This window comes from Mesorhizobium sp. C432A, from assembly GCF_030323145.1.
Lineage (GTDB): Bacteria > Pseudomonadota > Alphaproteobacteria > Rhizobiales > Rhizobiaceae > Mesorhizobium.
The window spans coordinates 5,468,924-5,495,603 of the sequence record NZ_CP100470.1 but is presented as its reverse complement, the minus strand read 5'-3'; the positions used below and the strand labels follow the sequence as shown (position 1 = coordinate 5,495,603).

General features: G+C 63.9%; 23 protein-coding genes and 1 tRNA gene. 10 read left to right on the top strand and 14 right to left on the bottom strand.

What is annotated here, in order from left to right:
* Positions 1-3: 3 nt before the first annotated feature.
* Together NLY33_RS27075 and NLY33_RS27070 are read left to right on the top strand one after the other, a co-directional pair.
* Complete coding sequence (locus NLY33_RS27075; RefSeq protein WP_023705465.1) at positions 4-1,131, top strand: ABC transporter permease; 1,128 nt, start codon at positions 4-6, stop codon at positions 1,129-1,131.
* 47 nt (positions 1,132-1,178) lie between these two features.
* Positions 1,179-2,798: an ABC transporter ATP-binding protein gene (locus tag NLY33_RS27070; RefSeq protein ID WP_023705464.1), complete on the top strand. Its 1,620-nt coding sequence runs from the start codon at positions 1,179-1,181 to the stop codon at positions 2,796-2,798.
* 42 nt (positions 2,799-2,840) lie between these two features.
* Here the strand turns inward: NLY33_RS27070 and NLY33_RS27065 are convergent, their stop codons facing one another.
* Complete coding sequence (locus NLY33_RS27065; protein ID WP_348528041.1) at positions 2,841-3,074, bottom strand: hypothetical protein; 234 nt, start codon at positions 3,072-3,074, stop codon at positions 2,841-2,843.
* Between NLY33_RS27065 and NLY33_RS27060 the strand changes: the two genes are divergently transcribed.
* The gene (locus NLY33_RS27060) at positions 3,073-3,333 is read left to right on the top strand and encodes a hypothetical protein (protein ID WP_198020349.1); all 261 of its coding nucleotides are present in this window, start codon (positions 3,073-3,075) and stop codon (positions 3,331-3,333) included. The two genes, NLY33_RS27065 and NLY33_RS27060, sit on opposite strands and share 2 nt — an antisense overlap.
* A gap of 14 nt (positions 3,334-3,347) precedes the next feature.
* Here NLY33_RS27060 and NLY33_RS27055 read toward each other — a convergent pair.
* Positions 3,348-3,424, bottom strand: a tRNA-Pro gene (locus tag NLY33_RS27055).
* A gap of 200 nt (positions 3,425-3,624) precedes the next feature.
* On the opposite strand from NLY33_RS27055, the gene NLY33_RS27050 reads away from it, so the two are divergent.
* A complete protein-coding gene (locus NLY33_RS27050) occupies positions 3,625-5,145 on the top strand; it encodes a phosphomannomutase/phosphoglucomutase (RefSeq protein ID WP_023705462.1) in 1,521 nt (506 codons plus the stop codon).
* Positions 5,146-5,156: 11 nt separating this feature from the next.
* Positions 5,157-7,394, top strand: coding sequence for a mannose-1-phosphate guanylyltransferase/mannose-6-phosphate isomerase (locus NLY33_RS27045; protein ID WP_023705461.1), 2,238 nt, complete (start codon positions 5,157-5,159; stop codon positions 7,392-7,394).
* A gap of 188 nt (positions 7,395-7,582) precedes the next feature.
* On the opposite strand, the gene betB is transcribed toward NLY33_RS27045, so the two are convergent.
* The 5 genes from betB to betI are packed head-to-tail and all read right to left on the bottom strand — an operon-like array spanning position 7,583 to position 13,866.
* A complete protein-coding gene (gene betB / locus NLY33_RS27040; protein WP_023670741.1) occupies positions 7,583-9,046 on the bottom strand; it encodes a betaine-aldehyde dehydrogenase in 1,464 nt (487 codons plus the stop codon).
* A 34-nt stretch (positions 9,047-9,080) separates the two neighbouring features.
* Complete coding sequence (gene betA / locus NLY33_RS27035; RefSeq protein WP_023684570.1) at positions 9,081-10,733, bottom strand: choline dehydrogenase; 1,653 nt, start codon at positions 10,731-10,733, stop codon at positions 9,081-9,083.
* A gap of 3 nt (positions 10,734-10,736) precedes the next feature.
* Positions 10,737-11,741: a threonine/serine dehydratase family protein gene (locus tag NLY33_RS27030; protein ID WP_023705460.1), complete on the bottom strand. Its 1,005-nt coding sequence runs from the start codon at positions 11,739-11,741 to the stop codon at positions 10,737-10,739.
* Positions 11,738-13,267, bottom strand: a complete 1,530-nt coding sequence (betC, locus tag NLY33_RS27025; RefSeq protein ID WP_023705459.1) for a choline-sulfatase — start codon at positions 13,265-13,267, stop codon at positions 11,738-11,740. Before betC ends, NLY33_RS27030 begins: the two co-directional genes overlap by 4 nt.
* Before the next feature lie 8 nt (positions 13,268-13,275).
* Positions 13,276-13,866, bottom strand: coding sequence for a choline-binding transcriptional repressor BetI (gene betI / locus NLY33_RS27020; RefSeq protein WP_023670745.1), 591 nt, complete (start codon positions 13,864-13,866; stop codon positions 13,276-13,278).
* A gap of 189 nt (positions 13,867-14,055) precedes the next feature.
* On the opposite strand from betI, the gene NLY33_RS27015 reads away from it, so the two are divergent.
* The gene (locus tag NLY33_RS27015) at positions 14,056-15,222 is read left to right on the top strand and encodes an acetyl-CoA acetyltransferase (protein ID WP_023684567.1); all 1,167 of its coding nucleotides are present in this window, start codon (positions 14,056-14,058) and stop codon (positions 15,220-15,222) included.
* Between the two features lie 28 nt (positions 15,223-15,250).
* A complete protein-coding gene (locus tag NLY33_RS27010; RefSeq protein WP_023705458.1) occupies positions 15,251-16,255 on the top strand; it encodes an asparaginase in 1,005 nt (334 codons plus the stop codon).
* On the opposite strand, the gene NLY33_RS27005 is transcribed toward NLY33_RS27010, so the two are convergent.
* Complete coding sequence (locus NLY33_RS27005) at positions 16,248-17,603, bottom strand: TIGR03808 family TAT-translocated repetitive protein (protein WP_023698160.1); 1,356 nt, start codon at positions 17,601-17,603, stop codon at positions 16,248-16,250. The genes NLY33_RS27010 and NLY33_RS27005 overlap by 8 nt on opposite strands.
* Before the next feature lie 139 nt (positions 17,604-17,742).
* Here NLY33_RS27005 and greA point away from each other — a divergent pair, with 139 nt between their 5' ends.
* Positions 17,743-18,216, top strand: a complete 474-nt coding sequence (gene greA, locus NLY33_RS27000) for a transcription elongation factor GreA (RefSeq protein ID WP_023670749.1) — start codon at positions 17,743-17,745, stop codon at positions 18,214-18,216.
* A 7-nt stretch (positions 18,217-18,223) separates the two neighbouring features.
* On the opposite strand, the gene NLY33_RS26995 is transcribed toward greA, so the two are convergent.
* The 3 genes from NLY33_RS26995 to NLY33_RS26985 all read right to left on the bottom strand — a co-directional run bounded on the left by NLY33_RS26995 (position 18,224) and on the right by NLY33_RS26985 (position 22,084).
* On the bottom strand, positions 18,224-18,460 hold the full coding sequence (locus NLY33_RS26995) for an AbrB/MazE/SpoVT family DNA-binding domain-containing protein (protein WP_023705457.1): 237 nt from the start codon (positions 18,458-18,460) through the stop codon (positions 18,224-18,226).
* 64 nt (positions 18,461-18,524) lie between these two features.
* Entirely contained in the window at positions 18,525-20,645 is a 2,121-nt protein-coding gene (scpA, locus tag NLY33_RS26990; RefSeq protein ID WP_023705456.1) for a methylmalonyl-CoA mutase, read from the bottom strand.
* Positions 20,642-22,084, bottom strand: a complete 1,443-nt coding sequence (locus NLY33_RS26985; RefSeq protein WP_023684564.1) for a methylmalonyl-CoA mutase subunit beta — start codon at positions 22,082-22,084, stop codon at positions 20,642-20,644. The genes scpA and NLY33_RS26985 overlap by 4 nt, the downstream gene beginning before the upstream one ends.
* A 349-nt stretch (positions 22,085-22,433) precedes the next feature.
* On the opposite strand from NLY33_RS26985, the gene NLY33_RS26980 reads away from it, so the two are divergent.
* Together NLY33_RS26980 and NLY33_RS26975 are read left to right on the top strand one after the other, a co-directional pair.
* Entirely contained in the window at positions 22,434-23,978 is a 1,545-nt protein-coding gene (locus tag NLY33_RS26980; RefSeq protein WP_023705455.1) for a helicase HerA-like C-terminal domain-containing protein, read from the top strand.
* A gap of 70 nt (positions 23,979-24,048) precedes the next feature.
* A complete protein-coding gene (locus tag NLY33_RS26975; protein ID WP_023705454.1) occupies positions 24,049-24,918 on the top strand; it encodes an aldose 1-epimerase in 870 nt (289 codons plus the stop codon).
* Positions 24,919-24,922: 4 nt separating this feature from the next.
* Here the strand turns inward: NLY33_RS26975 and NLY33_RS26970 are convergent, their stop codons facing one another.
* Genes NLY33_RS26970 through NLY33_RS26960 form a run of 3 tightly spaced genes read right to left on the bottom strand, consistent with a single transcriptional unit; the run spans position 24,923 to position 26,680 of the window.
* Positions 24,923-25,399, bottom strand: a complete 477-nt coding sequence (locus NLY33_RS26970; RefSeq protein WP_023687219.1) for a DUF4189 domain-containing protein — start codon at positions 25,397-25,399, stop codon at positions 24,923-24,925.
* Positions 25,396-26,091 carry a hypothetical protein gene (locus tag NLY33_RS26965; RefSeq protein ID WP_023705453.1) on the bottom strand — a complete coding sequence of 232 codons (696 nt, stop codon included), beginning with the start codon at positions 26,089-26,091 and terminating at the stop codon, positions 25,396-25,398. Before NLY33_RS26965 ends, NLY33_RS26970 begins: the two co-directional genes overlap by 4 nt.
* A 13-nt stretch (positions 26,092-26,104) precedes the next feature.
* Positions 26,105-26,680: an invasion associated locus B family protein gene (locus NLY33_RS26960; RefSeq protein ID WP_023670757.1), complete on the bottom strand. Its 576-nt coding sequence runs from the start codon at positions 26,678-26,680 to the stop codon at positions 26,105-26,107.

The window sequence follows — 26,680 nt, the reverse complement described above, 5'->3', positions numbered from 1 at the left end:
GCTATGACTGACATCACAGCCGCCGCCGCTCCGCCGGCCGTCGTCGGCCGCTCGCTCTGGGGCGACGCATGGGCGCGCCTCAAAGCCAACCGCGCCGCCATGTTCAGCCTCTATTACCTGGCCTTCATTGGCGTCATCAGCATCTTCGGCCCCTGGTTCGTGCCGCATCAGTACACCACCATCTATGCCGACTATGTGCGCACGCCGCCAAGCTTTTCAGCCTATCCGAAGCCCGACATGATCGAGACGGCGCTCAAGGATGCCATCAAGCGCATGCGCGTCGACATCAAGGAGTGGAAACTGGACGGCAGTCGCGTCACCGTCACCGTCACCTCGACCAGACCGATCGACGACCGCAACATCCGCTATCTCGACCGCTCCGATGCCTTCGACGATACCAAGATAGAGAGCAAATCGGCCGACGGGCTCGAATTGACTATGACTGCGTCGGTCAAACAGCAGTACTTCCTGTTCGGCACCGACAACACCGGTCGCGATCTTCTCTCGCGAACGCTGATGGCAGGGCGCATCTCGCTGGCCATCGGCCTGCTTGCCGGCATTGTCGCCGTGGTCATCGGCGTCCTCTACGGGGCGGCGGCCGGCTTTTCCGGCGGCAAGATCGACGAGGTGATGATGCGCATCGTCGACGTGCTCTATTCCTTGCCCTTCATTTTCTTTGTCATCATGCTGGTGGTGTTCTTCGGCCGCAATTTCGTGCTGATGTTCCTGGCGGTCGGGGCGGTGCTGTGGCTCGACATGGCGCGCATCGTGCGCGGCCAGGCGCTGTCGATCCGGCGGCAGGAGTATGTCCAGGCGGCCGAAGCCATGGGCGTCGGCCAGCGCGGCATCCTGCTGCGCCATGTCATCCCCAATCTGCTCGGACCAGTGGTGATCTACATGACGCTGCTGGTGCCGCAGGTCATCATCCTGGAAAGTTTCCTGTCCTTCCTCGGCCTTGGCGTGCAGGAACCGATGACCAGCTGGGGCGTGCTCATCTCCGTCGGCGCCAAGAACATCGGCACCGCCAACTGGCTGCTTTTGTTCCCCGCCTTCTTCCTCGTGTCGACGCTGTTTGCACTGAACTTCGTCGGCGACGGCCTGCGCGACGCGCTCGATCCGAGAGACCGATGAAGATGGGACCGATAAAGATGGGGACCGATAAGATGGGGACCGTTGCGATGGAAACGCCCGAAACGATCCTCAGCGTCAAGGACCTTCGCGTCCGCTTCCGCACGCTCGACGGCGCGGTCGAAGCGGTCAAGGGCATCAACATCCACGTCAAGGCAGGTGAAACCGTTGCCGTGGTCGGCGAATCCGGATCCGGCAAGAGCCAGACCATGATGGCGGCGATGAGCCTGCTGGCGTCCAACGGCGAGGCGACGGGTCACGTCGATTATCGCGGCCGCAACCTTTTGACCATGAGCAAGCCCGACCTCAACAAGGTGCGCGGCGCCAAGATCAGCATGATCTTCCAGGAGCCGATGACCTCGCTCGATCCGCTCTATTCGATCGGCAACCAGCTTATCGAACCGATCCGCAAGCACCGCGGGCTGAACGCAGCCGAGGCACGGAACGAGGCGCTCAAGTTGCTCAGGCTGGTGCATATCCCCGATCCCGAGCGGCGGATGAAATCCTATCCGCACGAAATGTCGGGTGGCCAGCGCCAGCGCGTCATGATCGCCATGGCATTGGCCAACGACCCCGACATCCTGATCGCCGACGAGCCGACGACGGCGCTCGACGTCACCATCCAGGCGCAGATCCTGGTGCTGCTCGCCGAACTGCAGCGCAAGCTCGGCATGGCCATCGTCTTTATCACCCACGATCTCGGCATCGTCCGGCGCTTTGCCGACCGCGTCTATGTCATGCGCTATGGCGAGGTGGTCGAGGAAGGCGAGGCGGAAGCACTTTTCGCCAACCCGCAGCATGCCTATACCAAAATGCTGCTGGCCGCCGAACCGACCGGCACCAAGGCGGCGCCGCCGTCCAGCGCTCCTGTGCTGCTGGAGGGCCGCAATGTCGAAGTGACCTTCAAGATCGGCGGCGGCTTCCTTGCCGGCGAACCGCTGCTGCTACGCGCCGTCGATCACATTTCGATCCGGCTGAAGCGCAACCAGACCATCGGTATAGTCGGCGAATCCGGTTCGGGAAAATCGACGCTCGGCCGCGCACTTCTGCGCCTGTTGCCCAGCGACGGTGTCATCCGCTTCGGCGACCGCGACATCTCCACCGCCGACCGCCAGGCGATGCGGCCGCTGCGACGTGAGATGCAACTCGTCTTCCAGGATCCGTTCGGCTCGCTGTCGCCGCGCATGACCGTCGGCCAGATCATCACCGAAGGGCTTCTGGTGCATGAGCCGAACCTGTCAGGTAAGCAACGCGATCAGCGCGCCGTCGAGGCCTTGCTCGAGGTCGGCCTCGACCCCAACGCACGCAACCGCTACCCGCACGAATTCTCCGGCGGCCAGCGCCAGCGCATCGCCATCGCGCGTGCCGTGATCCTGAAGCCCAAACTGGTGGTGCTGGACGAGCCGACTTCGGCGCTCGACCGCTCGGTGCAGAAGCAGATCGTCGAATTGCTGCGCAAGCTGCAGGCCGACCACGAACTGTCCTACCTCTTCATCAGCCACGATCTCTCCGTGGTGCGCGCCATGGCCGACTACATCATCGTCATGAGGCAGGGCAAGATCGTCGAGGAAGGCCCGACGGAAGAGATCTTCAGCAACCCGCAGGCCGCCTACACCCAGACGCTGATGGCTGCGGCGATCGATGTGACCCGGTTCCGGTTGAGTGCTTGAGATAGTCGCGTGAGGTTAATCAACAGGGCAGGGCCGAATCGCTCAGCCCGCTGACCTGGGGCATCGGCTGGTCCTCGTGGCGACAATGGCCGCCTCGCGCTCTTTCAGCCGTTCGATCCTGGCCGTCTCGCGGTTGGCGACGGCGCTCTTGACGCGTGCCCCGCCGAGCAGCCAGTTCGGCACGCTGGTGTTGGCGACCTTGCCGCGGGTGATGGCGGTTTGCGAGATGTCGCGCGCGGTATCGCCTACGGCGGTGTTGAGCTCGGCGCATGTCATGCTGTCGTATTTCGCCGGGTTCACCGCGCTGCCCAACGATGAGCAGCCTGCCGCCAGGGACAAAGCGAGCAGCGCTGACAGCCGGCTTGAAATCAACAAATTCATCTTCCGCAAACCTCGTTCCGGCCGCTGTCTCGGCGGCATTCCTATTATCGAGGTAGCGCGGAAGGTTGTCGCGTCAAAACACCATGCTGACAGCGACGCCGACGCGGCCGGTTTGCATCAAGCTATCTTGTGGGTCGGGAGAACAAACACCTAAGTGTCTGTTTTTTCTGGTCGGAGTGGCAGGATTTGAACCTGCGACCCCCTCGTCCCGAACGAGGTGCGCTACCAGGCTGCGCTACACTCCGTGACCAGACCGCGGGCTTATAGCTGCCGCATACCGTTCCTGCAAGCGGCAATGGCAGCGCTTCTGTCGCATTTCGTTGGCTTTCGTCGGGCATTGCCGCAAAGCTTGGCTTTCCCTCCCGGGATAAACCCGGCTTAAAGCCTTGTGTGCTAAGTCGCAGCCTCGATAGATCGTGTTTTCGCCATCTGGAGCTTTGCTGCCTTGCCCCTGAAAATCGTAGGCGACGCCCGGCCCAACAGCTTCGAATTCGAAACCGAAGCGCTGATCAAGGCGTCCGGCTTTCGCGAATACGACGCGCGCTGGTGGTTTGGCCATGCCGGTTCGACGCAACCGCCGGACCTGAACCTGATCGGCGTCCAGGCGTTGGGCATGGGCCTGGGCACTTTGATCCGCCGTCTTGGCGCGGGTCCCGACATCGTCACCGGGCATGATTTCCGTTCCTATTCGCTTGCCATCAAGCTGGCGCTGGTTTCCGGCCTGATGGCTGCGGGCGCAAAGGTGAAAGACATTGGCCTGGCGCTGTCGCCCATGGCCTATTTCGCCCAATTCGCGCTCGACGTGCCATCCGTCGCCATGGTCACGGCGTCGCACAACGAGAATGGCTGGACCGGAGTCAAGATGGGTGCGGCGAGGCCGCTCACCTTCGGACCGGAGGAGATGAGCGCACTGAAACAGATCGTGCTGTCGAGCGACTTCGATCTTGCCGGCGGCGGCTCTTACGAATTCGTCGCCGGTTTTCGCGAGACCTATCTCGACGACCTGACCCAGGACAAGCACATCGCGCGCAAGCTCAGGGTTGTGGCCGCTTGCGGCAACGGCACTGCCGGCGCCTTCGCGCCACAGGCGCTGGAGCGCATCGGTTGCGAGGTGATCCCGCTCGATGTCGAGCTCGACCACAGTTTTCCGCGCTATAACCCGAACCCGGAAGACATGCAGATGCTGCATGCCATCAGGGACAAAGTGCTGGAAACAGGTGCCCATGTCGGCCTGGGTTTCGATGGCGACGGCGACCGTTGCGGCGTGGTCGACAATGAGGGCAACGAGATTTTTGCCGACAAGGTCGGCGTCATGCTCGCGCGGGACATATCAACCCAATATCCCGGCTCGACCTTCGTCGTCGACGTCAAGTCGACCGGTCTGTTCAACACTGACAGCGTGCTCCAAGCCAATGGCGCCGTCACCGATTATTGGAAGACCGGCCATTCCTATATCAAGCGCCGCGTCGCCGAGCTTGGCGCCGTCGCCGGCTTCGAGAAGTCGGGCCATTTCTTCTTCAATCCGCCGATCGGCCGCGGCTATGATGACGGTCTCATCACGGCAATAGCCATATGTGAGATGCTCGTCCGCAACCCCACAAGTTCGATGGCCGATCTCTATCGCGCGCTGCCGCTGACCTTCGGCACGCCGACCATGTCGCCGCATTGCGCCGATGACGTGAAATACGGCGTGGTCGATCAGGTGGTGGCGGACTTCCAGGCGATGCAGCGCGCCGGCAAGGCTTTTGCCGGCCAGAAGATCGCTGACCTGATCACCGTCAACGGCGTGCGCATCGTGGCCGAAGATGGCACCTGGGGCCTGGTACGGGCGTCGTCGAACAAGCCGGAGCTTGTCGTGGTTGTCGAAAGCCCGGTATCGTCCGACCGCCGCCGGCAGATGTTCGAGGCGGTCGACGCCGTGCTGCGCCGCAGCCCCGAAGTCGGCGCTTACAACCAGACGTTCTGATTGGACCTTTCATGACCGAGCGCATCGTCAGTTTTGTCATGAGCGGCGGTGTCGGTTCGCGGCTGTGGCCGCTGTCGCGCGAGGACAACCCGAAACAGTTCCACGATCTTTCCGGCGACGGCTCGATGCTGGCCAAGACACTGCGCCGGCTGACGGCGCGGCCGGAGGGCGAAACGCCGATCTTCCTGATCGCCGCCGAGCGCCATGCCGAGCGCGTGCATGCCGACCTTGCCGGCCTCGACCTCGCCGGCGGTGGCCCGCTGTTCGAGCCGACCGGGCGCAACACGGCTGCCGCCGTGGCGCTGGCCGCGCTGCGCACATTGTCGGAGTTCGGCGACAGCCTGGTGCTGGTGGTGCCGTCAGACCATGAAATCGCCACGCCCAATCAGTTCTGGCAGAGCGTCGAGGCGGGCAGCCAGACAGCGCTTGCCGGCCGTCTGGTGGTGTTCGGCATCAAGCCGGCGCAGCCCGAGACCGGCTATGGGTATATCGAAGTCGCAGCCGAAAGCGGCGGCGTCTTCGACGTGTCGCGCTTCGTCGAAAAGCCCGACCTCGCCACCGCGCAGAGCTATCTCAGTGCGGGCACCTTCTACTGGAACACCGGCATTTTCCTGTTTCGCGCCGGCGCCATGCGCGACGCCTTCGCCACCTTCCAACCCGACATCTGGCAGGCCACCGAAACCGCCTACAAGGCCGCAACGAGCGACCTGTCCGGTCTCTATATGCCGCTCGACCTCTACGCCGCCATCCCGTCGAACTCGATCGACTACGCCATCATGGAACGGGCCAAGGACATCGCGATGGTGCCGGCCGGCTTCCGCTGGAACGACCTCGGCTCCTGGCAGTCGCTGCTTGATGTCGGCCCTGCCGACGCCAAGGGCAATGTCGTCGTCGGCGATGTCGTCGCCATCGATTGCGAGAACTCCTACATCCGCAGCGACGGCCGGCTTTTGTCGGCGATCGGCATGAAGGATGTCGCCATCGTCTCGACCGCGGACGCCACCTTCGTTGCCCCGGTCAGTCACAGCCAGCACGTCAAGAAGATCGTCGAGCAGCTGGAGAAATCGGGACGGCTGGAAACCAGGTTTACGCCGGCACACGACCGCGTCCTCGAGAGCGGCGCCTGGCGTCGGCGCGTGCATCACTGGCTGTTCGAGGAGACCTTGCCGCTGTGGTCGACTTCAGGCGTCGATGAGCGTCATGGCGGTTTCCACGAGGCGCTCGGCTTCGACGGCGAGGCGCTGTTGAAGCCCAAGCGCATGCGCACGACGGCGAGGCAAGTCTACGCCTTCGCCGTTGCCAAGGCCCGCGGCTGGGACGGTCCAGCCGATCGCCTGATCTCCCATGGCATCGCCTTCATGGCCGGCAAGGGCCGCACGGACCGGGGCGGCTGGGTGCGCACGCTCAATGTCGACGGCTCCGTCGCCGACCCAACCGAGGATGCCTACGACCATTCCTGCGTGCTGCTGGCGCTGGCGCATGCGCATATGTGCGGCGATCCGGATGCGCTGCGGCTGGGCCAGGAGACCTTCGTGTTCCTCGACGCGCATCTCGAGGACAGCCGCATGACCGGCTTTCTCGAGACATCCGATGGCGAGGGCGAGCGGCGCTCCAACCCGCATATGCATCTGCTCGAGGCCTTCCTCGCCTGGTATAAGGCGACCGGCGACCGCACCTATCTGCGCCGCGCCGCGCGCATCATCGACCTTTTCCGCAGTCATTTCTTCGATGCCGAGAGCTGGACGCTGGGCGAATATTTCGACGCCGGGTGGAAGCCGGCCGCCGGCGAGAAGGGCACATGGACCGAGCCCGGCCATCATTTCGAATGGGCCTCGCTGCTCACCGATTTCGTCGCCCGCAGCGGCCAGGGCGAGTTGAGCAATTTTGCCCGCAAGCTCTACGCCTCGGCTATCGCCAACGGCCTCAACCGCGCCACCGGCCTTGCCTACGGTGCGGTCTCCCGGCAGGGCCTGCCGCTCGACCTCGTATCGCGCAGCTGGCCGCAGGCGGAAGCGATCAAGGCGGCGATTGCGCTGGATGGCTCGGGCGGTCCCGACCTCAAGCCCGAAATCGAGGCGCGCGTCGGCCGGCTATTCCGCTGGCACATCGACCCGGCGCCGCTCGGCCTGTGGATCGACCGCATCGACGAACGCGGCCGCTCCTTGGCATCGGACGTGCCGGCCAGCATCTTCTATCATCTGGTCTGCGCGCTGACGCAGTATCTGGACGGCACGGCGCAGAAGGGGTGAGGCGTTGGAGCTGCCAATCTCCCCCCTTGCGGGGGAGATGCCTGGCAAGGCAGAGGGGGGTGCTGTCCCGCCGACGTCTCAGCTACTCGAAGATCAGACCAAAGGTGGCGATCCGTCACACCCCCCTCTGGCCTGCCGGCCATCTCCCCCGCAAGGGGGGAGATCAGCTGTCACTTCGCTTTCAACCCTCAATACGGGCTCGCTACATCCCCGGTCTCGACATACACCGCCTTCAGCTGCGAATAGAGCGCTAAAGCCGCCAGCGAGTTCTCGCGCCCAATGCCGGATTGCTTCACCCCGCCAAACGGAATTTCCACCGGCGTCAGATTGTAGGCGTTTATCCAGCAGGTGCCGGCCTGCAGTTCGGCGATCACCCTATGAGCGCGCTGCAGGTCGCGGGTGAAGACGCCGGCGGCGAGGCCGAATTCGGTGTCGTTGGCGCGGTCGATCACCTCGTCCTCGCCGTCGAACTTCAGCACGCTCATCACCGGCCCGAAAATCTCCTCGCGCGCAATGCGCATTGTGTCGGTGACACCGGTGAACACCGTCGGCTCGACAAAGAAGCCGCCATCGAACCCTTGCAGCGACGGCACGTTGCCACCGCAGGCGAGCGTTGCTCCATCCTGCCTGCCGGCCGCGATGTAGGAAACGACCTTCTCCTGCTGCGCCTTGTTGACCAGCGGCCCCATCTGCGTCTCAGGATCGAGCGGATCGCCGATGCGGATCTTTTTCGTCCGCTCGACAAGCCGGTCGACGAAGCGGTCATGGATGCCGCTTTGTACGAAAACACGCGTGCCGTTGGAGCAGATCTGCCCGGTCGAATAGAAATTGCCGAGCATGGCGCCGCCGATGGCGTTTTCGAGATCGGCATCGTCGAACACGATCAGCGGCGACTTGCCGCCGAGTTCCATCGTCGCATGCTTCATCTTCGAGCCGGCGAGCGACAGCACCTTGCGGCCGGTCGGCACCGAGCCGGTCACCGAAACCTTGGCAACGACATCATGGCCGACCAGGCCGGCGCCGACATCGCCATAGCCTTGCACGACGTTGAACAGCCCGTCGGGCAGGCCCGCCTCTGAGTAGATCTCGGCCAGCGCCAGCGCCGACAGCGGCGTGTTCTCCGAGGGCTTGAACACCATGGCGTTGCCCATGGCGAGCGCGGGGGCGGATTTCCAGCCGGCGATCTGGATCGGATAGTTCCAGGCGCCGATGCCGACGCACACACCGAGCGCCTCGCGGCGCGTATAGGCAAAAGGTCCACCAAGATCGATCGCATCGCCGTTGAAGGCGGCAACCGCGCCGCCGAAATATTCGAGGCAGTCGGCTGCCGATAGTGCATCCGCCACCAGCGTCTCCTGGATCGCTTTGCCGGTGTCGAGCGTCTCGATCCGCGCCAGATCGGCGTTGCGCGCGCGCAAAATGTCGGCGGCGCGGCGCAGGATGCGGCCACGCTCGACCGGCTTCATCCGCGCCCAGGCCGGTTGTGCGGCCCGCGCGGCTTCGATGGCGAGCTCCAGCACGTTCGGAGTCGCCGAATGCAAAGTGGCGATGACCTCACCGGTCGCCGGATAGATCACCGGCAGCGGCGCGCCGCCTTCGTCCTCGATGTAGCGGCCGTTGACATAGTGCGATGCCGTTGGCTGGGCGCGCATATGAATTCTCCAATGGTCTTCGCCGGACAATGCCCTATCGATCCGCCACCTGCCAGCGCGGATTGATCCAGGGTTCCTGGTTGGAGGGCGCCAGCGGCGTGCGGCCGAGAATGTGGTCGGAGGCCTTTTCGCCGGTCATGATCGAGGGCGCGTTGAGATTGCCATTGGTGACGCGCGGAAAGATCGAGGAGTCGGCGACGCGCAGGCCGTCGACGCCGATGACGCGGCACTCCGGATCGACGACGCTCGTGATGTCATCGGCCCGACCCATCTTGCAGGTGCCGCACGGGTGATAGGCGCTCTCGGCATGATCGCGGATGAAGGCGTCGAGATCCTCGTCCGACTGGACATGCGAACCTGGCGAGATTTCCTTGCCGCGGAAGCCGTCAAAAGCCTTCTGGCCGAAGATCTCGCGAGTCAGCCTGATGCAGTGGCGGAACTCGGTCCAGTCGTCTGGATGCGACATGTAATTGAAGCGGATGACCGGCGTCGCTTTCGGGTCGGGAGAGCGCAGCGTCACCGAGCCGCGCGACTTCGACCGCATCGGCCCGACATGGGCCTGGAAGCCATGGGCCTTCGCCGCCGCCTTGCCGTCATAGCGCACCGCAGCCGGGATGAAGTGATACTGGATGTCGGGGTAGTCGACGCCGGCCTGCGAGCGCACGAAGGCCGCGGCCTCGAAATGGTTGGTGGCGCCGAGGCCGGTCTTGAAGAACAGCCACTGCGCCCCGATCAGCGCCTTGGAGAATGGGTTGAGAACCGAATTCAGCGTGATCGGCTGGGTCGATTCCTGCTGGATGTAGAGCTCCATATGATCCTGCAGATTGCGGCCGACACCGGGCCGGTCGGCCACGACCTGGATGCCGTTCTCCTTGAGATGCGCGGCCGGGCCGATACCGGACAGCATCAGGATCTTGGGCGAATTGATCGATGATGCGGCAACGATCACCTCACGTCGTGCCTTAACGACCTGAATCTGTTTGTGAGCTTCGATCTCGACGCCGACGGCACGCTGATTCTCGATGATCACCCGGCGGGCGAAGCCTCTGATCACGCTGACATTTTGCCGCTTGAGCGCCGGCTTCAGATAGGCTGACGCCGCCGACCAGCGGCGGCCGCCGCGAATGGTTTGCTCCATCGGTCCGAAGCCTTCCTGCTTCGAGCCATTGTAGTCGTCGGTCAGTTCGAACCCGGCTTGGCGGCCGGCCTCGACAAAGGCGCCGTAGAGCGGATTCTTGCGCGGGCCACGCTGGACGTGCAGCGGGCCGCCGTGGCCGCGCCAGCCGTCCTCGCCGCCGTCACTGTCCTCCATGCGCTTGAAATAGGGCAGCACGTCGGCGAAGCCCCAGCCGGCCGCCCCCTGTTCGGCCCAGTGGTCGAAGTCGCGTGCGTGGCCCCTGACATAGACCATGCCGTTGATCGAGGACGAGCCGCCGATCACCTTGCCGCGTGGCGTCGCCAGCACGCGGCCGCCGAGATGCGGCTCCGGTTCGCTGGCAAAGCCCCAGTCGTAAAGGCTCATGTTGAGCGGGATCGACAGCGCCGACGGCATCTGGATCAGCGGCCCGATATCGGTACCGCCGAACTCGATGACGATCACCGAATGCTTGCCGTCTTCCGACAGTCGGTAGGCCATGGCCGAGCCGGCCGAGCCGGAGCCGATGATGACGAAGTCTGCTTCAAGCATGGTTCACATGCGCCCATCGTTCATATGCGAAATAAAATCGGCGAGCGAGACATTGCCGCCGGTAGCCATGACCAGGACCGTTTTACCCGTCACATCCACCTTGCCGCCGAGGAGCGCCGCCAGAGAGGCGGCGCCCGATGGCTCGAGCACCAGCTTCATCCGTTCGAAGGCGATCTTCATTGCCCGCCGCACGGAGGCATCATCGACGGTGATGCCGCGCACGCCGGCGGTCTTGACCGCCGCAAACGGCGCGTCGCCCGGCCGCCGCGACATCAGCCCGTCGCAGATCGACTTCGGCGCGATCGGCATGGTCTCGACGGCGCCATGCGCTAGCGATGAACCCATGCCGTTGAAGCCTTCCGGCTCGACGCCGATGATCTCGGTTGCCGGCGACAGATAGTGGAAGGCGAGCGACATGCCGCCGATCAGTCCGCCGCCGCCGACCGAGCAGAACAGAAGGTCGGCACTGGCGTCCTTTGCCTCGAATTGTTCGAGCGCTTCGAGCCCGGCGCCGGCCTGGCCGGCAACGATCTCCGGATCGTCGAATGGATGCAGCAACGCCAGCCCTTCGGTCTCGGCAATCTCGCAGGCCTTGGCGGCTGCGACCTCTTCACGGGCGCGCTCGCCATGATCTGTCAGCACGACGCGCGCGCCATAGCCTGCGGTCGCATCGCGCTTGGCGGCCGGCGCGTCGATCGGCATGACGATGGTGACGGGAATGCCGAGCGCCTGGCCGGCAGCCGCCAACCCTTGCGCGAAATTGCCGGAGGAGTAGGCGACGACGCCTTTTCTGGCCTCATCCGGCGACAGCCGCTTCAACCGCCAATAGGCCCCGCGCACCTTGAACGATCCCGCCCATTGCAGCGATTCCGGCTTGATAAAGACGCGGGCCGCACCCGTCTCGTTGGCCAAGGCTGTCGATTCCAGCAAAGGCGTGATCTGCGTCGCCTTCGACGTCACGGCATAGGCCTGTCTGAGGTGCTCGAGGGAGGGGACAATTGTCATCATTCGCCTCGCGGAAAGCGTTTCTGTTCCTCGAGATTGTCGAGGTTCATGTGGTTGCGCATGTAGCGTTCCGACGCCTTCTGCAGTGGCTGGAATTCCCAGGGGTAATGCGTGCCGTTGCGCAGCGCGGGATAAACCACCCAGCGCCGCGCCTGGCTGACGCGCACCGCGGCATCGAATGCCGCCATGTCCCAGCGCGCTCGCACGGCTCCCGTGAAGGCCGCCACCAGATCGGCATGCGCCGGATCGGTGGCACGATTGGTGCGTTCTTGCGGATCGGCTTCGAGGTCGAACAGAAGCGGCGGGTCGATCTCGCAATGGATGAATTTGTAGCGGCCATCGCGGATCGCCACCAACGGCGCGTTGGAGCCCTCGGCGGCATATTCCATCAGCACCGGCGCGGTGCGCTGTCCGCCATCAAGCAACGGCAGCAGCGACTGGCCATCGGTCCACGGTGCGATCGCGGAGATGTCGATGCCGGCGAGATCGCACAGCGTCGGCGTCACGTCGAGGTTGGAGACCGGCGCCTCGATCAGCCCTGCAGGAATGCCTTTGCCGGCGATCATCAAAGGTACTCGCGCCGAGCCCTCGAAAAAATTCATCTTGAACCACAGGCCGCGCTCGCCAAGCATGTCGCCATGGTCGGAGCAGAACAGGATGATGGTGTCGTCCAGCATGCGCGTTCGCTCCAGCACTGACATCAACTCGCCGACCTTGTCGTCGAGATAGGAGATGTTGGCGTAGTAGCCGCGCCGCGAGCGGCGGATCTGCTCCGGCGTGATGTTGAAACTGTCGTAGTCGCTGGCCCGGTAAAGCCGTTGCGAATGCGGGTCCTGATGGGCATAGGGGATGAATCCCACCTCCGGCTCAAGCGCCGGACAGTCTTTATAGAATTCCCAATATTGCCGCCGTGCGACATAGGGGTCGTGCGGGTGGGTGAAGGAAACCGTCAGGCACCAGGGCCGGCTGGCCTCGTCCTCGGAGGTGCGGGCAAGATCGTAGAGTTTTTGCACCGCGTGGAAGGCGACCTCGTCGTCATACTCCATCTGGTTGGTGATCTCGGCAACGCCGGCGCCGGTGACCGAGCCCAGATTGTGATACCACCAGTCGATGCGCTCGCCGGGCTTGCGGTAATCCGGCGTCCAGCCGAAATCGGCGGGATAGATGTCGGTGGTCAGCCGCTCCTCGAAACCGTGCAACTGGTCCGGCCCGACGAAATGCATCTTGCCCGACAGGCAGGTGTAGTAGCCGGCGCTGCGCAGATGATGCGCATAGGTCGGGATCGAGGAAGCGAACTCGGCGGCGTTGTCATAGACCTGGGTGCGCGACGGCAATTGCCCGCTCATGAAAGCGGCGCGGCCCGGCGCGCAAAGCGGCGAGGCCGTGTAGTTGTTGCCGAAGCGCGCCGAGCGTGCGGCCAGCGCCTTGAGATGCGGCACATGCAGGAAGTCCGCCGGCCCGTCCGCAAACAGCGTGCCGTTGAGCTGATCGACCATGACGATCAGGATGTTGGGTCGCCTTGATATCACTGAGGCTGTCACTGTGTCTGTCGCCCGCCGAGTTTGATTTCGAGATAATCTTCGACCAGCGCGATCGCGGTTTGAGCATCCGGCACGCCGTCCTTCAGCGCGCGCCTGATGTACAGCCCGTCGATCATCGCCGCGACCGCTTCCGCCGCGCGGTCGGCTTCGTTGCGCGGCAGTATGCCGATCAGCCCGCTCATCAGGTTGGAATGCAGCCGCCGCGCATAGACCCTGAGCAGCCGGCGCAGGGCCGATGATTTCTGTGCCTCGACATAAAAGGCGAGCCAGGCCGCGATGGTTTCCGGCCGGAACTGGATGTCGGAGAAGTTGACGGCGACCACCGCCGAAACGCGTTCGCGCGGCGAGCCGGCGGATTGCAGGGCGCGCCGCATGTCGATGGTCAGCTCGGCCAGTATGTGCCGCATCGTCGCCAGAAGGAGCTCGTCCTTGGCGCCGAAATAGTGGTGGGCAAGGGCCGACGACACGCCCGCCCGTCCGGCGATCTCCGACATGGTCACATCAAGCGAGCCGCGCTCGCCGATCGCCGAGATCGTCGCGTCGATGAGCGCCTTGCGGCGCAACGGTTCCATTCCGACTTTCGGCATTGGGGAGATCCAGATTAAAACCGAGATTATTTTTTATTGACGGATCAATCAATAAAAAACTCGCGCTCGGATCAATCGATCATGTCGCTCTGGCCCATCCTTTGGACTGGAAAACAGTTCACTGTTGAACAATATTAGAGGCTGATGCCGCGCTATGACATGTTAGGCTTGCGGCAAACGGAGGTTGCCATGACCGCATGCATCGTCGGATGGGCGCATTCGCGCTTCGGCAAGCTGGAAGGCGAGACGCTGGAAGGCCTGATCACCAAGGTCGCGGTCGACGCGCTCGACCATGCCGGCATCGGTCCGGACGAGGTCGACGAGATTGTGCTCGGCCATTTCAACGCCGGCTTCTCCCCTCAGGATTTTACCGCCAGCCTGGTGCTGCAGGCCGATGACCGGCTGCGCTTCAAGCCGGCGACGCGGGTCGAGAACGCCTGCGCCACGGGTTCGGCAGCGGTCCGCCAAGGGATCCGCGCCATCGACGCCAATGCCGCCCGCATCGTGCTGGTGGTCGGTGCCGAGCAGATGACGACGACCCCCGGCCCCGAGATCGGCAAGAACCTGCTCAAGGCTTCCTATCTGCCGGAGGAGGGCGACACGCCGGCCGGTTTCGCTGGCGTCTTCGGCAAGATCGCGCAGGCCTATTTCCAGCGTTATGGCGACCAGTCCGACGCGCTGGCGATGATCGCCGCCAAGAACCACAAGAACGGCGTCAACAATCCGTATGCGCAGATGCGCAAGGATTTCGGCTACGAGTTCTGCCGCCAGGAAAGCGAGAAAAACCCGTTCGTGGCCGGTCCGCTGAAGCGCACGGACTGTTCGCTGGTCTCCGACGGTGCTGCCGCCCTTGTGCTGACCGACACCTCGACGGCGTTGATGATGCGCCGCGCCGTCGCCTTCCGCGCCAACGAGCATGTCCAGGATTTCCTGCCGATGTCGAAGCGCGACATCCTGTCTTTCGAAGGCTGCGAGCAGGCCTGGAACCAGGCTTTGAAGAAGGCCGGCGTGACGCTCGACGACCTCTCCTTCGTCGAGACGCATGACTGCTTCACCATTGCCGAACTGATCGAATATGAGGCGATGGGCCTGGCCAAGCCGGGCGAGGGCGCCAGGCTGGCGCTAGACGGCACGACGGCAAAGGACGGCAGGCTGCCGGTCAATCCTTCGGGCGGGCTGAAGGCCAAGGGCCATCCGATCGGCGCCACCGGTGTGTCGATGCATGTGCTGACCGCCATGCAGTTGACCGGCGAGGCAGGCGGCATCCAGGTGCCGGGGGCAACGCTCGGCGGCATCTTCAACATGGGTGGCGCTGCCGTTGCCAACTACGTTTCAATCCTCGACCGGATCAGGTAGAAGCGGCCCGTATTTTTGGGGCGTGGTGATGACAAATCCGGTTCTGGTCGAGGTCTTGCGCGGCGCGATCGTCGAGAGCGCCCATCGCGGCGCTGTCGCAATCTTCGACGGTGACGGCAAGCCTGTCCTGGAGATCGGCGATACGGCGCGGCCGGTGTTTCCGCGCTCGGCGGTCAAGGTGATCCAGGCGCTGCCGCTGGTTGAAACGGGTGCTGCCGATGCGTACGGCTTGGGCGACCGCGAACTGGCGCTGGCCTGCGCTTCGCATTCGGGCGAACCCGCGCATGTCGAACTGGCGCAGGCGATGCTGGCCAAGGCCGGGCTCGACAAGTCGGCGCTGGAATGCGGCGCGCATTGGCCGTCGAGCCACGACGCGACGATCGCACTGGCCCGCACAGGCGTCTCGCCGAACGCACTGCACAACAATTGCTCGGGCAAGCATTCCGGATTTCTCTGCACCTGCGTGCACTCAGGGATTGCCCACCAAGGCTACGTCAAGGCAGGCCATGGTTTGCAGGAGATGGTGCGCGACGCCATGCAGGCGGTGACCGGCGCTGCCCACGATGCGGATCACCGGGCAACCGATGGCTGCTCGATTCCCACCTATGCCGTGCCGCTGAAAAGTTTTGCCCTTGGCTTTGCCCGCATGGCGACGGGCAGGAGCTTTGGCCCTGAGCGCGCCAAGGCGGCCAAACGCCTGCTGTCTGCCTGTATGGCCGAGCCTTTCCTGGTCGCCGGCACCGGCAAAGTGGATGTGGCGCTGATGCAGGCCGCGCCCGGCCGCATATTCGTCAAGACGGGCGCCGAGGGTGTCTATTGCGCTGCCGTTCCGGAGCTTGGCCTCGGCATCGCGCTAAAATGCGATGACGGCGCCGGCCGCGCCGCCGAGGTGATGATTGCCACTGTACTGGCAAAACTTCTCAGCGCCGACGGCGCACTGGCGGCGAACCTTCTGGAGCGGGCCAATCCTCCGATCGAAAGCCGCATTGGCGCCAAGGTCGGCTCGCTGCGGCCGACGACGACGCTCAGCTGACCCTGTTTCGCTCGACCGTCAGGTGCGCATAGCCGCTATCGCTCGACCGCGCGAGGTCGCCGGTCGCCGGTTCGGCCCAGCGCTGGCCGATGATGGCGCCGTTCTTGGCGCCGTCGATGACGTTGTCGGAAATGATGGCGTTTCCAGCGCCTTCTACCACAGTGACGGCGATGCCGGTTCCGGCCTGACGGATGATGTTTCCCGTCGCCACAACATTGCGCATATAAGCGCCCCAGCCGATCTGCATGCCGTAGAGCGGCGCGTTCTCGATGACATTGCCCGAGACGGTGGTGTCGGCCTCGACGCTGATACCGACGCCGAAGCCCGGCGCGTCGGCGGGGTAGGGGCCGGTGGTCGAGAGGTTGCGCATGATGTTGTTTGAGCAGACACCCATACGGCCGCCGTCGTTGAAATTGACGATCGAGATGCCGTTAGCGGCACCATCGACGATGTTGTTGCCGATGATGGCGCCTTCGAAGGAGAATTCGGAATAGAGCGCGGTTTCGCCCGACCGCGAGCAGGTGTTGCCGGTCATCTGCAGATTGCTGGAACTGTTGGCGCGGATCGCCGAGAAGGCGCAGTCCGAGACGATGTTGCCGGTGACCGAGACATTGCCGGCACGGAAGGCGTTGATGCCATTGCCGTTCTGCCCGGTGCCGCCGCCGCGCGCGCCGATCCGCTGCACGCGGTTGCCGCTGACGATCGTGCCGTCCTCGGCCTGCTGCCAGCGATGCACAAGAATGCCGCCATTGCCACAGTCGGATACGGTGTTGTCGGATATCGCCAGGCCAGCGGCCTCGACGGAGTAGATGCCGGCGTCCGCAGCCCCCGAAATCTCGGACCGCTCGATGCGGCCCGACGCATGCTCCAGCGCCAGCCCATGCTTGCCGCTGCCGGTGATCGTGCAATTGTCAATGACGAGATGGGCGACGCGGCGCAGGTCGAGCAGGCCTTGCGCATCGTCGGCCAACCCGCCGTTGGCGCCGTCGAAGACCAATGCGGTGAACTCTATATGCTCGGCCTGTTCGGCCGTCAGCAAATGGCCATTGCCGCCATAGAGGATGCGCGAGGCGCCCGGCACGCCCGAAAGCCTGACGCGGGCGGGCAGGGTCAGGTTGGACACGACATAGGTGCCCGGCGGCAGGAACACCGGCGCATTGCGCTGGCTTGCCTCGGCTAGCATCGTGGCGAAGGCCTTGCTCTGGTCGTCCGGTGCGTCCGGCTCCACGCCAAGCTCGGCGGCATTGATCGAGCCAAGCGCTGCCGTCTTCGCCAAGGCGTTGTCCAGCGAAACGCCGAGCACCGCAAAGCCGACAGTCCCCTTGAGAAGCGTTCGTCTGTTCAACATCGGCACAGATCCCTGCGATGAAATGGTTCTTCGCAGGAATTGGGCCAGCCGCATAGGTCTCCGCTCGGCGATAGTCCGACCAATGACCGGGTCCGCCAAGTGGCTTGTACAGTCGCCGAAGCGGGCCTAAGTTTATCCGATGAGCAGGGCTTTCACCCGCGAGGAAGACAGCGAAAACGCCATTGCCGGCATCGGCGAGCGGCCGATCAGCCAACACCGCAATCTGGTGACGGAGCGCGGCCTGGCGATGATCGAGGACAATCTGGCCGATCTGCGCGACATTTTGGCGAAAGCCGAGCGAAAAGCCGATCGCGAGCGCATTGCCGTCGTCTCGCGCGACCTGCGCTACTGGACAGCGCGCCGCGAAAGCGCCGAGCTTTCCGTGCCGGAACCGGGCAGCGACCAGGTGCGCTTCGGCATGGGTGTCACGCTGGAAAGCGATGACGGCAAGAAAGTGCACTGGAAGATCGTCGGCGAGGACGAGGCCGACCCCTCAAAGGGCAGCATCTCACACGTCTCGCCAATGGCCGTGGCGCTGTTCGGCAAGAAGGTCGGCGACGTCGCAAGCGTCAACGGCAAGGAATGGGAAATTGTCAAGCTGTCGGACGCCTGACGCCAGCTCACCCTATTTGCACAGCCAGCTTTCGCAACGCGGGCTCATACTTGTCCATGACATCGCGAGCAGCACGTATTTGCCGTTCGACGTCGTCACACGGCACCGGCCTTAGGATGATGCCGTCGTCGGTTTCGATGATCTGGAGTTCATCGCCCACCTGCAGGCCCAAGCTGTCGAGCGTTTCCCGCGGCAGGATTACAACGCCCGATCCGTCCTCAAGTCCGTGAATGATGGTGTTCATAGCTATACCATAGGTTGCGCCCGATATTGCAACGCAACTTTGATAAGCAGTGCAACTGTTTCAATCAGCCCGCCAGCAGCCGGTCCAGCAACCGATCCGCAGCCTCCGGGATAACCGTCCCTGGCGGGAAGATTTCCGCGGCACCCGCTTCCAGCACTGCGCCGTAATCCTGCGGCGGGATGACGCCGCCGGCGACGATCAGCATGTCGCTGCGGCCGAGCTTCTTCAGCGCGTCGCGTAGTTCGGGGATCAGCGTCAGGTGCCCCGCCGCCAGCGATGAGGCGCCGATGACATGGACGTCCTGCGCCACCGCCAGCCTGGCGATCTCGTCGGGTGTCTGGAACATCGCGCCGACCGTCACGTCGAAGCCGAGATCGGCGAAGGCCGTGGCGATCACCTTCTGGCCACGGTCGTGGCCGTCCTGTCCCATCTTTGCGACCAGGATGCGCGGCTTGCCGCCGGACTTCTTCTCGAAAGCTTCGAGCTTCTCCAGCAATCGGTCGACCGTCAGATTGTCGCCAAGCGCATTGCGATAAACGCCGGAGATCGTTTGCACCGAGGCGACGTGACGGCCAAAGACCTTTTCGAGCGCCAGCGAGATCTCGCCGACCGTGGCATTGGCGCGCGCGGCGCGGATGGCAAATTCCAGCAGGTTTTCGTTACCCTGCGCAGCGCGGGTCAGCGCATCGAGCGCGCTCTCGACCGCGCCGACATTGCGCGTGCCTTTCAGGTTCTGCAGCTTCGACAATTGCCGGGCCTTGACCTCGGCATTGTCGATCTTCAGCACGTCGACGTCGATTTCGTTCTCGGGGCGATGCGCGTTTACGCCAACCAGTATCTGCTCGCCGGAATCGATACGCGCCTGCGTGCGCGCCGCCGCTTCCTCGATGCGAAGTTTTGGAATGCCCTGTTCGGTTGCTGCCGCCATGCCGCCAAGCGCCTCGACCTCTTCGATATGGGCGAGCGCACGCGCCGCCAGATCGTGCGTCAGCCGTTCGATATAGGCCGAGCCGCCCCACGGATCGATGATGCAGGTGGTGCCGGATTCCTTCTGCAGGATCAACTGCGTGTTGCGGGCGATGCGCGCCGAGTGGTCGGTCGGCAGCGCCATCGCCTCGTCGAAGGAGTTGGTGTGCAGCGACTGGGTATGTCCCTGCGTCGCCGCCATCGCCTCGATCATGGTGCGGGTGATGTTGTTGTAGGGGTCCTGCGCCGTCAGCGACCAGCCGGAGGTCTGGCAATGGGTGCGCAGCGACAGCGAGCGTTCGTCGTTCGGTGCAAAATTCTTCTGCATCAGGGTCGCCCACAACAGGCGCGCCGCGCGGAGCTTGGCGATCTCCATGAAGAAGTTCATGCCGATCGCCCAGAAGAAGGAAAGCCGCGGGGCGAAACGGTCGATGTCGAGCCCGGCGGCGACGCCGGCGCGGGCATATTCGATGCCGTCGGCGATGGTGTAGGCGAGCTCCAGGTCCGCGGTCGCGCCGGCCTCCTGCATGTGATAGCCGGAGATCGAGATCGAATTGAACTTCGGCATGTGCTGGGAGGTATAGGAGAAGATGTCAGACACGATCCGCATCGAGGGCTTCGGCGGATAGATGTAGGTGTTGCGGACCATGAACTCCTTCAGAATGTCGTTCTGAATGGTGCCGGCGAGATCCTTCTGAGCAACGCCCTGTTCTTCGGCCGCGACGATATAGAGCGCCATGATCGGCAGCACCGCGCCGTTCATGGTCATCGACACCGTCATCTCGCCCAGCGGAATGCCGTCGAACAATTGCCGCATGTCGAGGATGGAATCGATGGCCACGCCCGCCATGCCGACATCGCCGGCAACGCGCGGATGGTCGCTGTCATAGCCGCGATGGGTGGGCAGATCGAAAGCGACCGAAAGGCCCTTTTGGCCGGCGGCGAGATTGCGCCGGTAGAAGGCGTTGGATTCCTCGGCCGTCGAGAAGCCGGCATATTGCCGGATCGTCCACGGCTGCTGGACATACATGGTCGGGTAGGGACCGCGCATGAAGGGCGGCATTCCCGGATAGGTGTCGAGATGCGGCAGCCCCTTGAGATCGCCCTGGCTGTAGAGATGCTTGACGGCAATACCTTCCGGCGTCAGCCGCTGGCCCTTGACCTCGACCGGCGCGCGCCGTGGCGCCGACCAGCCAATGTGGCTGAAATCCGGGATCACTGTGCGGCTCCGATTGCCTGGTCGATGCGGACCGGAAACAGCGCCTCGCACACCGCCACGCCCTCTGTGAAAGGCGGCCGCCGCTCAGCCGCCAGCGTCTCGACCGGGGCATCGTTTTTCAGCGGGTAAAGCGTGGTGCCGATGATTGCCCGTTCACCCGACCGGTAGGCCTCGGCGCGGCGCTCGGATGCTGCCTTGACGCGCTTCTGGATATGCCCTTGCTGCAGGCTTGCCAGAACGCCGCCTTCCGCTTCGATCCGCTGGAACTCTTCCCACGCCGCTTCGCACAGGCCCAGGGTCAGCGCCTCGACTGCGCCCGACCCAAATGCTGGGTCGGCGACATGGTCGATATGGCTTTCATTGGCCATGATCAACTGCGCATTGCGGGCGATGCGGCGGGCAAAGCCGGCCGGCAGCCCGAGGGCGATGGTGTGTGGCAGGATGGAGATCGAGTCCGCGCCGCCTGCTGCCGCTGCAAAGCTGGCGATGGTGGTGCGCAGGATGTTGGTTTCGGGATCCGCCGCCGTCATCATGCGGAACGACGTCTCGGCATGGATGTTGGCTGTCGATGCCGGGATGGAACAGGTTTCCTGGATGCGCGCCCACAGCCTGCGCAAGGCCCGGACCTTGGCCATCGACAGGAACTGGTCCTGGTCGACGCTCAGCGCAAAGCCGATATGGGGAGCGGCATAGACAAGCGGCTGGCGCGCATCCTCGAACATCCTGAGGTATGACACGGCGGAAGCGAGCATGGTGCCGAGTTCCTGCGCTTCCGTGGCGCCGGCATTGTGGAACACCCGCCCGTCGGCCTCCAGCAGCACACCCGGCACGCCCAGCGAGAAGAAATGCGCCAGCGATTGCGGCATCGATGCCTGCAACGCCTCGATCGACATGCGCAGCCGGCCGGTTCCGGCAAAGATTGCCGCCGGGTCGATGCCGAAGGAGAGGTTCAGCTTTGCCGGGTCGGAGCGGCGCTTGCTCAGGAACGCCACCAGCCAGTCGGCGACGGCACGGCTCCAGGGATGGGCGTCGATGCGGATCTGCGTGCGGTTGAGCGGTACGCCATCCAGCACCGTTTCCAGCGCCTGCGCCGTCCTTGGCAGGCCATAGCCGAACGCATTCGGAGCACCCTCGAAGACAAGCGACAATCCCGTCGCGCCTTGTGCCACATCGTCCAGGGCCTGCGCCTTGGCGCGGCCGATATCGGGATCGTCAATGCGCTGGCTGACGATCCAGGGCAATTTGGGGTTGGCGCGCACAAGCGGCTCGGCGCCGGCGGCGCGATCGTAGAGCGGTTCGATGCGAATCTGATCGTCGGTATGCGAGACCAGTTTTTCCTCGAAGGAGGCGCCGGCGAGCGCCTTTTCGGCCAAGGCCAGCCAACGCTGGCGCTCGACGTCAGCGGGTTCGATGCTCCTGGTCAAGGCTCCGGCGCCCATCCATGTTCCTCGTTTTTATGCGGCCGCACCAGCGTCAGCCGTCCAGTCTACGGTTCCCTGCCAGATATCGCAATGCAATGCGCTTGCGCGGTTGGGATTCGCTTCCCTGACATAGGGCAGCCTGCGTGGACGAACCATGGAACGATTGCCAAACAGCGGCAAAATCCGCAAGTTCCAAAAACCGATTTGGAGGATTGGTTCAATTTAGACGATTGGCCCAATCTGGATGAATAGCCAACTGGATGGATAGCCCAATTGGAGAATAGCATTGTCGCTGCGCAATGGCCTGACTATACCCTGCGGCACGGCCACAGGCTTTTAACACATCAGTTTGCGGAGACATGGTCATATGGCTGACGACACCAGCATTTTCCTCGGCGCCAGCCGCAAGCCCGACGACAGCTATCAGCGCGCCGAACAGCTCTTGCTGCAATATGGGAACCGCCATGGCCTGATCACCGGCGCCACCGGCACCGGCAAGACAGTCAGCCTGCAGATCCTGGCCGAGGGGTTTTCCAATGCCGGCGTGCCTGTGTTCTGCGCCGATATCAAGGGCGACCTGTCCGGCATTGCCATGATGGGCAAGGCGCAGGATTTCCTGGTCAAGCGGGCCGAGCAGGTCAAGCTCGACCCTTACGACTTCCAGGAATTCCCGGTCATCTTCTGGGACCTGTTCGGCGAGCAGGGCCATCCGATCCGCGCCACCGTCTCGGAAATGGGGCCGCTGCTTCTGTCGCGGCTGATGAACCTCTCCGAAGCGCAGGAAGGCATCATGAACATCGCCTTCCGCATCGCCGATGAGGATGGCCTGCTGCTGCTCGACATGAAGGATCTGCAAGCACTGCTGGCCAACATCGCAGCGCGCGCCGACGAGATCAGCTCGCGCTACGGCAATGTCACCAAGCCGTCGGTCGGCGCAATCCAGCGCACGCTTCTGGTGCTGGAACAGCAGGGCGCGGCGCATTTCTTCGGCGAACCGGCTTTGCGCATCGCCGACATCATGCGCACCACTCGCGACGGTCGTGGCGCCATCAGCGTGCTTGCCGCCGACAGATTGATGATGAACCCCAGGCTCTACGCCACCTTCCTGCTCTGGCTGATGTCGGAGCTGTTCGAGGAATTGCCCGAGGTCGGCGATCCCGACAGGCCGAAGCTGGTGTTCTTCTTCGACGAGGCGCATCTGCTTTTCGACGAGGCGCCGAAGGTGCTGATCGACCGCGTTGAGCAGGTGGTTCGCTTGATCCGCTCCAAGGGCGTCGGCGTCTATTTCGTTACGCAGAACCCCTTGGATATCCCTGAAAAGGTTCTCGCCCAGCTCGGCAACCGTGTGCAGCACGCGCTGCGCGCCTATACGCCGCGTGAGCAGCAGGCGGTCAAGACCGCCGCCGACACCTTCCGGCCCAATCCCGATTTCGACTGCGCCACCGCCATCACCCAGCTCGGCACCGGCGAGGCGCTGGTCTCGACGCTGGAGGTCAAGGGCGTGCCGTCCATGGTGCAGCGGACATTGATCCGGCCGCCGTCGTCCAGGCTTGGCCCGATCACGGCGGACGAGCGCCGCAAGCTGATCGACCAGAGCCCGGTCGCCGGCCAGTACGACCAGACCATCGACCGCGAATCGGCCTTCGAGATGCTGCAGAAGAAAGCCAGGGATGCGCAGGACGAGCAGGCGCAGCAGGCCGACACTGGCCGCTCGCGCTGGACCATTCCGGGCTTCGGCAATGACGATCCGCCGCCGCAGCAATCAGGCGGTCGCCGGGCCCCTGCACCACGGCCGTCCAACCGCCAGACGGTGGCCGAAGCCGCGATCAAAGCTGTCGTGCGCTCGGTCGGCTCGTCGGTCGGCCGCGCGATCGTGCGCGGGATTCTGGGCAGCCTGTCCAGGGGGCGGTAAAAGTGTCGGCCAGCCCACCTCGGACATGATCAGCGGCCAGAACATCGCCATCGACGGCGGTTGGTAAGGGATGGCCGGCCTCCTGGAACTGCGCGACGACCGCGCCCGTCTGGTCCTGGCGCCGCAAAAGGGCGCGGCGATCGCCCGCTTCGATGCACTGGTCTGCGGCGCAACGGTGCCGCTGCTCCGCCCCGACGATGGCACCGGCGCCTCCGGCTGCCAGCTTCTGGTTCCCTGGTCGAACCGCATCTCAGGCGGCGGTTTCGCCTTCGACGGCCGCTTCCATGCGATCGAGCCGAACGTGCCGGGGGAGGCCTTTCCAATCCATGGCGACGGCTTCCAGAGGGAGTGGCGGATTGCCAGCCACAGCGCCACCGAGGCAGAACTGGTCCTCGACGCCGGTGAAATCGGCCCCTACCGATATACGGCGCGGGTCGCCTATGCGCTGCATGACGGGGCCTTGGATGCCACGCTCACGGTGGAGAATCGCACCGGCATTCGCCTGCCTTACGGGCTCGGCTTTCATCCGTGGTTCCCGCGCAGCGCCGGAACGACGCTCGAGGCGAAGGCGGCGCGGGTCTGGCTGGAGGACAAGCATCATCTGCCGGTCGGCGTGGCGCCGGTGGCCGATTACCCCGCGTGGAATTTCTCGAACGCCTCCCTGTTGCCGCGAAGCTGGGTCAACAACGCCTTCGACGGCTGGGACCGCCGCGCCAGGATCACCCGGCCCGAGGACAGGATCGCCATCTCGCTCACCGCCTCGCCATTGCTCGACGTCTTCATCCTCTATTCGCCGTCGCAGGATGCCGATTTCTTCTGCTTCGAGCCGGTGTCGCATACCGTCGATGCGCATCACGGCAAAGGGCTGACCCCGCTTGAGCACGGCGCTACGCTGAGTGCAAACATGCGCCTCGATTGGCGTTCCGCTGCTTCGCTCTGATGCGTCATGTGCACACCCACTCGCGGATCTTGCATTTTTGTCCGTTCCGCTCGCACGCCTGCAGTGTCAGGTCTTCGGCATCCCGGCGTGTTTGCGCCGTCTCGGCGCCCCAACTGGTCAGCCGCCCTTCCGGCTTCTCGCCTACGGCGAGGGCGCCGCAATGCTTGTAGGGAAAGCCGGTATTGTCGTCATCGTCCCAATGGCGATGATTGCGGAATACGCTGACCACGGCGCAGCTGCCGCCGCCGGCGTTCTGGCAATGCTTCAGCGCGATGTCCATCGCCTCCTGCCGCTTGTCGGCGCCCCAAAAGAAGCCGTGCTTCTCGTCGGGGCTCGAATAGGCGATCGCCGCCCAGATGCCTCTCTCCTCCTGGGCCGGCGGCTCGGGCACGTCCGCCGCCGGGGCTAGGTCCGCCGCGCCCAGCCGCCCGGCGCAAAGCAACAGCATGCCGATCGCCGCAATGGCGGAATTCACCCTCATTGTACGCCTCCGTGTTTACCTGCTGCCGAGGCCACGGAAATGACGACGCAGCTGTTGCCGGTTGGCAGCAGCATCGCGTTGCCCCCTCCATTGGCCAGTTCATAGACGCTGATTTGTCCAAGATTGTTGGCGAGCTTGCTGTCTTTCGGAAGCAGGGCCGGAACATCGGCGCAATTGGCCGCGAATGGCGCCACCCTGACCATCGTACCTTCGCAAACGGATGCGGTGGGTGCCGCGAACACCAGACCTGCCGCCGGGCCGCTGTAGCCCTGTGTAGCGTAGTTCATGCCGACCAAGGCTTCCACGAGGTGTTTGTCGGGGGCCTCGTTGTTCCAGATCGACTGGACGCTGTACGTCGTGCCGGTCGTCAGCATCTGCCCAAGGGCTGGGAAAATGTTGGAACAAGACTGCAAGCCTGCCTCTTTGGCGTGTTGCAGAAATGGCGTCTTGGCCAGGGCCGGATTGGGCTGGTTGGTCTCCGCGACCGCCGGCTGCGGCAGTAAATTGTGGAGCAGGTCGTAGCGCATGGCCGCGAAGCCGGCCGTGGCGACGACGGCAATGGCGAGCAACGAGAAGACAGCGGTCCTCGCGCGGTTTCGTTGCGGTCTGCTCCGGTCTTCGATGCCGACCCGGACAGCATCCTTTCCCTGGTTGCGGGACATTATCCGGTCATGGATCGATTGCTGGTTCATCGCGATTGCCTCGTCAATTGATCGCCGCAACGGCCGCGGCCAAGCCCTTGAGGGTCGCGGTTACGTTGATCGTCCTGCCATCCGTGGTCGGGAAGGAGATGACGGATGCCGCGGCCTTCGAAATCTGTTCGCGCATGATCGGACCAACCGGCAGCATGCCGACGCAGACGGCCTGATTGCATCCGTCGAGTTGAATTTTTATCGGCTCCTTGCGCCCCTCGAATGTCAGCGAGACAGGAGCGTCGCTCTTGGCGATCGGCGGGGCGCGCAAGATCATGTAGGGGTTGCCTTCCTTGGTGGCGGCAAGCGACCAGCTGAACGCAACCTGTCCTGCCTGGTCCTCGATGATCTGGGTGACATTGCAGACCTTTTGGCGCGCCTTCAGGTTCTCGTCGCAGATCAGCGTCCAGTTCTCGAACGGACGGGTGGTCCGTTGATATTCGCCAAGCTTCGCATCCGCAGGGATCGCTACGTCGGAAGGTTTTACCCTGTAGCCGGAAGGGATTGCTTCCTGCCCGGCCGCTAACGGGCCGGACAGGAGCATTGACGTCATGGATATCGCGACAGCAAGGACTGCCTGCCTGATCAT

Coding starts and splice junctions, on each gene's coding strand:
- NLY33_RS27075 (WP_023705465.1), top strand. CDS start 4: ATGACTGACATCACAGCCGCCGCCGCTCCGCCGGCCGTCGTCGGCCGC.
- NLY33_RS27070 (WP_023705464.1), top strand. CDS start 1,179: ATGGAAACGCCCGAAACGATCCTCAGCGTCAAGGACCTTCGCGTCCGC.
- NLY33_RS27060 (WP_198020349.1), top strand. CDS start 3,073: ATGCTGTCGTATTTCGCCGGGTTCACCGCGCTGCCCAACGATGAGCAG.
- NLY33_RS27065 (WP_348528041.1), bottom strand. CDS start 3,074: ATGACATGCGCCGAGCTCAACACCGCCGTAGGCGATACCGCGCGCGAC.
- NLY33_RS27045 (WP_023705461.1), top strand. CDS start 5,157: ATGACCGAGCGCATCGTCAGTTTTGTCATGAGCGGCGGTGTCGGTTCG.
- betB (WP_023670741.1), bottom strand. CDS start 9,046: ATGCGCGCCCAGCCAACGGCATCGCACTATGTCAACGGCCGCTACATC.
- betA (WP_023684570.1), bottom strand. CDS start 10,733: ATGCTTGAAGCAGACTTCGTCATCATCGGCTCCGGCTCGGCCGGCTCG.
- NLY33_RS27030 (WP_023705460.1), bottom strand. CDS start 11,741: ATGATGACAATTGTCCCCTCCCTCGAGCACCTCAGACAGGCCTATGCC.
- betI (WP_023670745.1), bottom strand. CDS start 13,866: ATGCCGAAAGTCGGAATGGAACCGTTGCGCCGCAAGGCGCTCATCGAC.
- NLY33_RS27015 (WP_023684567.1), top strand. CDS start 14,056: ATGACCGCATGCATCGTCGGATGGGCGCATTCGCGCTTCGGCAAGCTG.
- NLY33_RS27010 (WP_023705458.1), top strand. CDS start 15,251: ATGACAAATCCGGTTCTGGTCGAGGTCTTGCGCGGCGCGATCGTCGAG.
- NLY33_RS27005 (WP_023698160.1), bottom strand. CDS start 17,603: ATGTTGAACAGACGAACGCTTCTCAAGGGGACTGTCGGCTTTGCGGTG.
- greA (WP_023670749.1), top strand. CDS start 17,743: ATGAGCAGGGCTTTCACCCGCGAGGAAGACAGCGAAAACGCCATTGCC.
- NLY33_RS26995 (WP_023705457.1), bottom strand. CDS start 18,460: ATGAACACCATCATTCACGGACTTGAGGACGGATCGGGCGTTGTAATC.
- NLY33_RS26985 (WP_023684564.1), bottom strand. CDS start 22,084: ATGGGCGCCGGAGCCTTGACCAGGAGCATCGAACCCGCTGACGTCGAG.
- NLY33_RS26980 (WP_023705455.1), top strand. CDS start 22,434: ATGGCTGACGACACCAGCATTTTCCTCGGCGCCAGCCGCAAGCCCGAC.
- NLY33_RS26975 (WP_023705454.1), top strand. CDS start 24,049: ATGGCCGGCCTCCTGGAACTGCGCGACGACCGCGCCCGTCTGGTCCTG.
- NLY33_RS26970 (WP_023687219.1), bottom strand. CDS start 25,399: ATGAGGGTGAATTCCGCCATTGCGGCGATCGGCATGCTGTTGCTTTGC.
- NLY33_RS26965 (WP_023705453.1), bottom strand. CDS start 26,091: ATGAACCAGCAATCGATCCATGACCGGATAATGTCCCGCAACCAGGGA.
- NLY33_RS26960 (WP_023670757.1), bottom strand. CDS start 26,680: ATGATCAGGCAGGCAGTCCTTGCTGTCGCGATATCCATGACGTCAATG.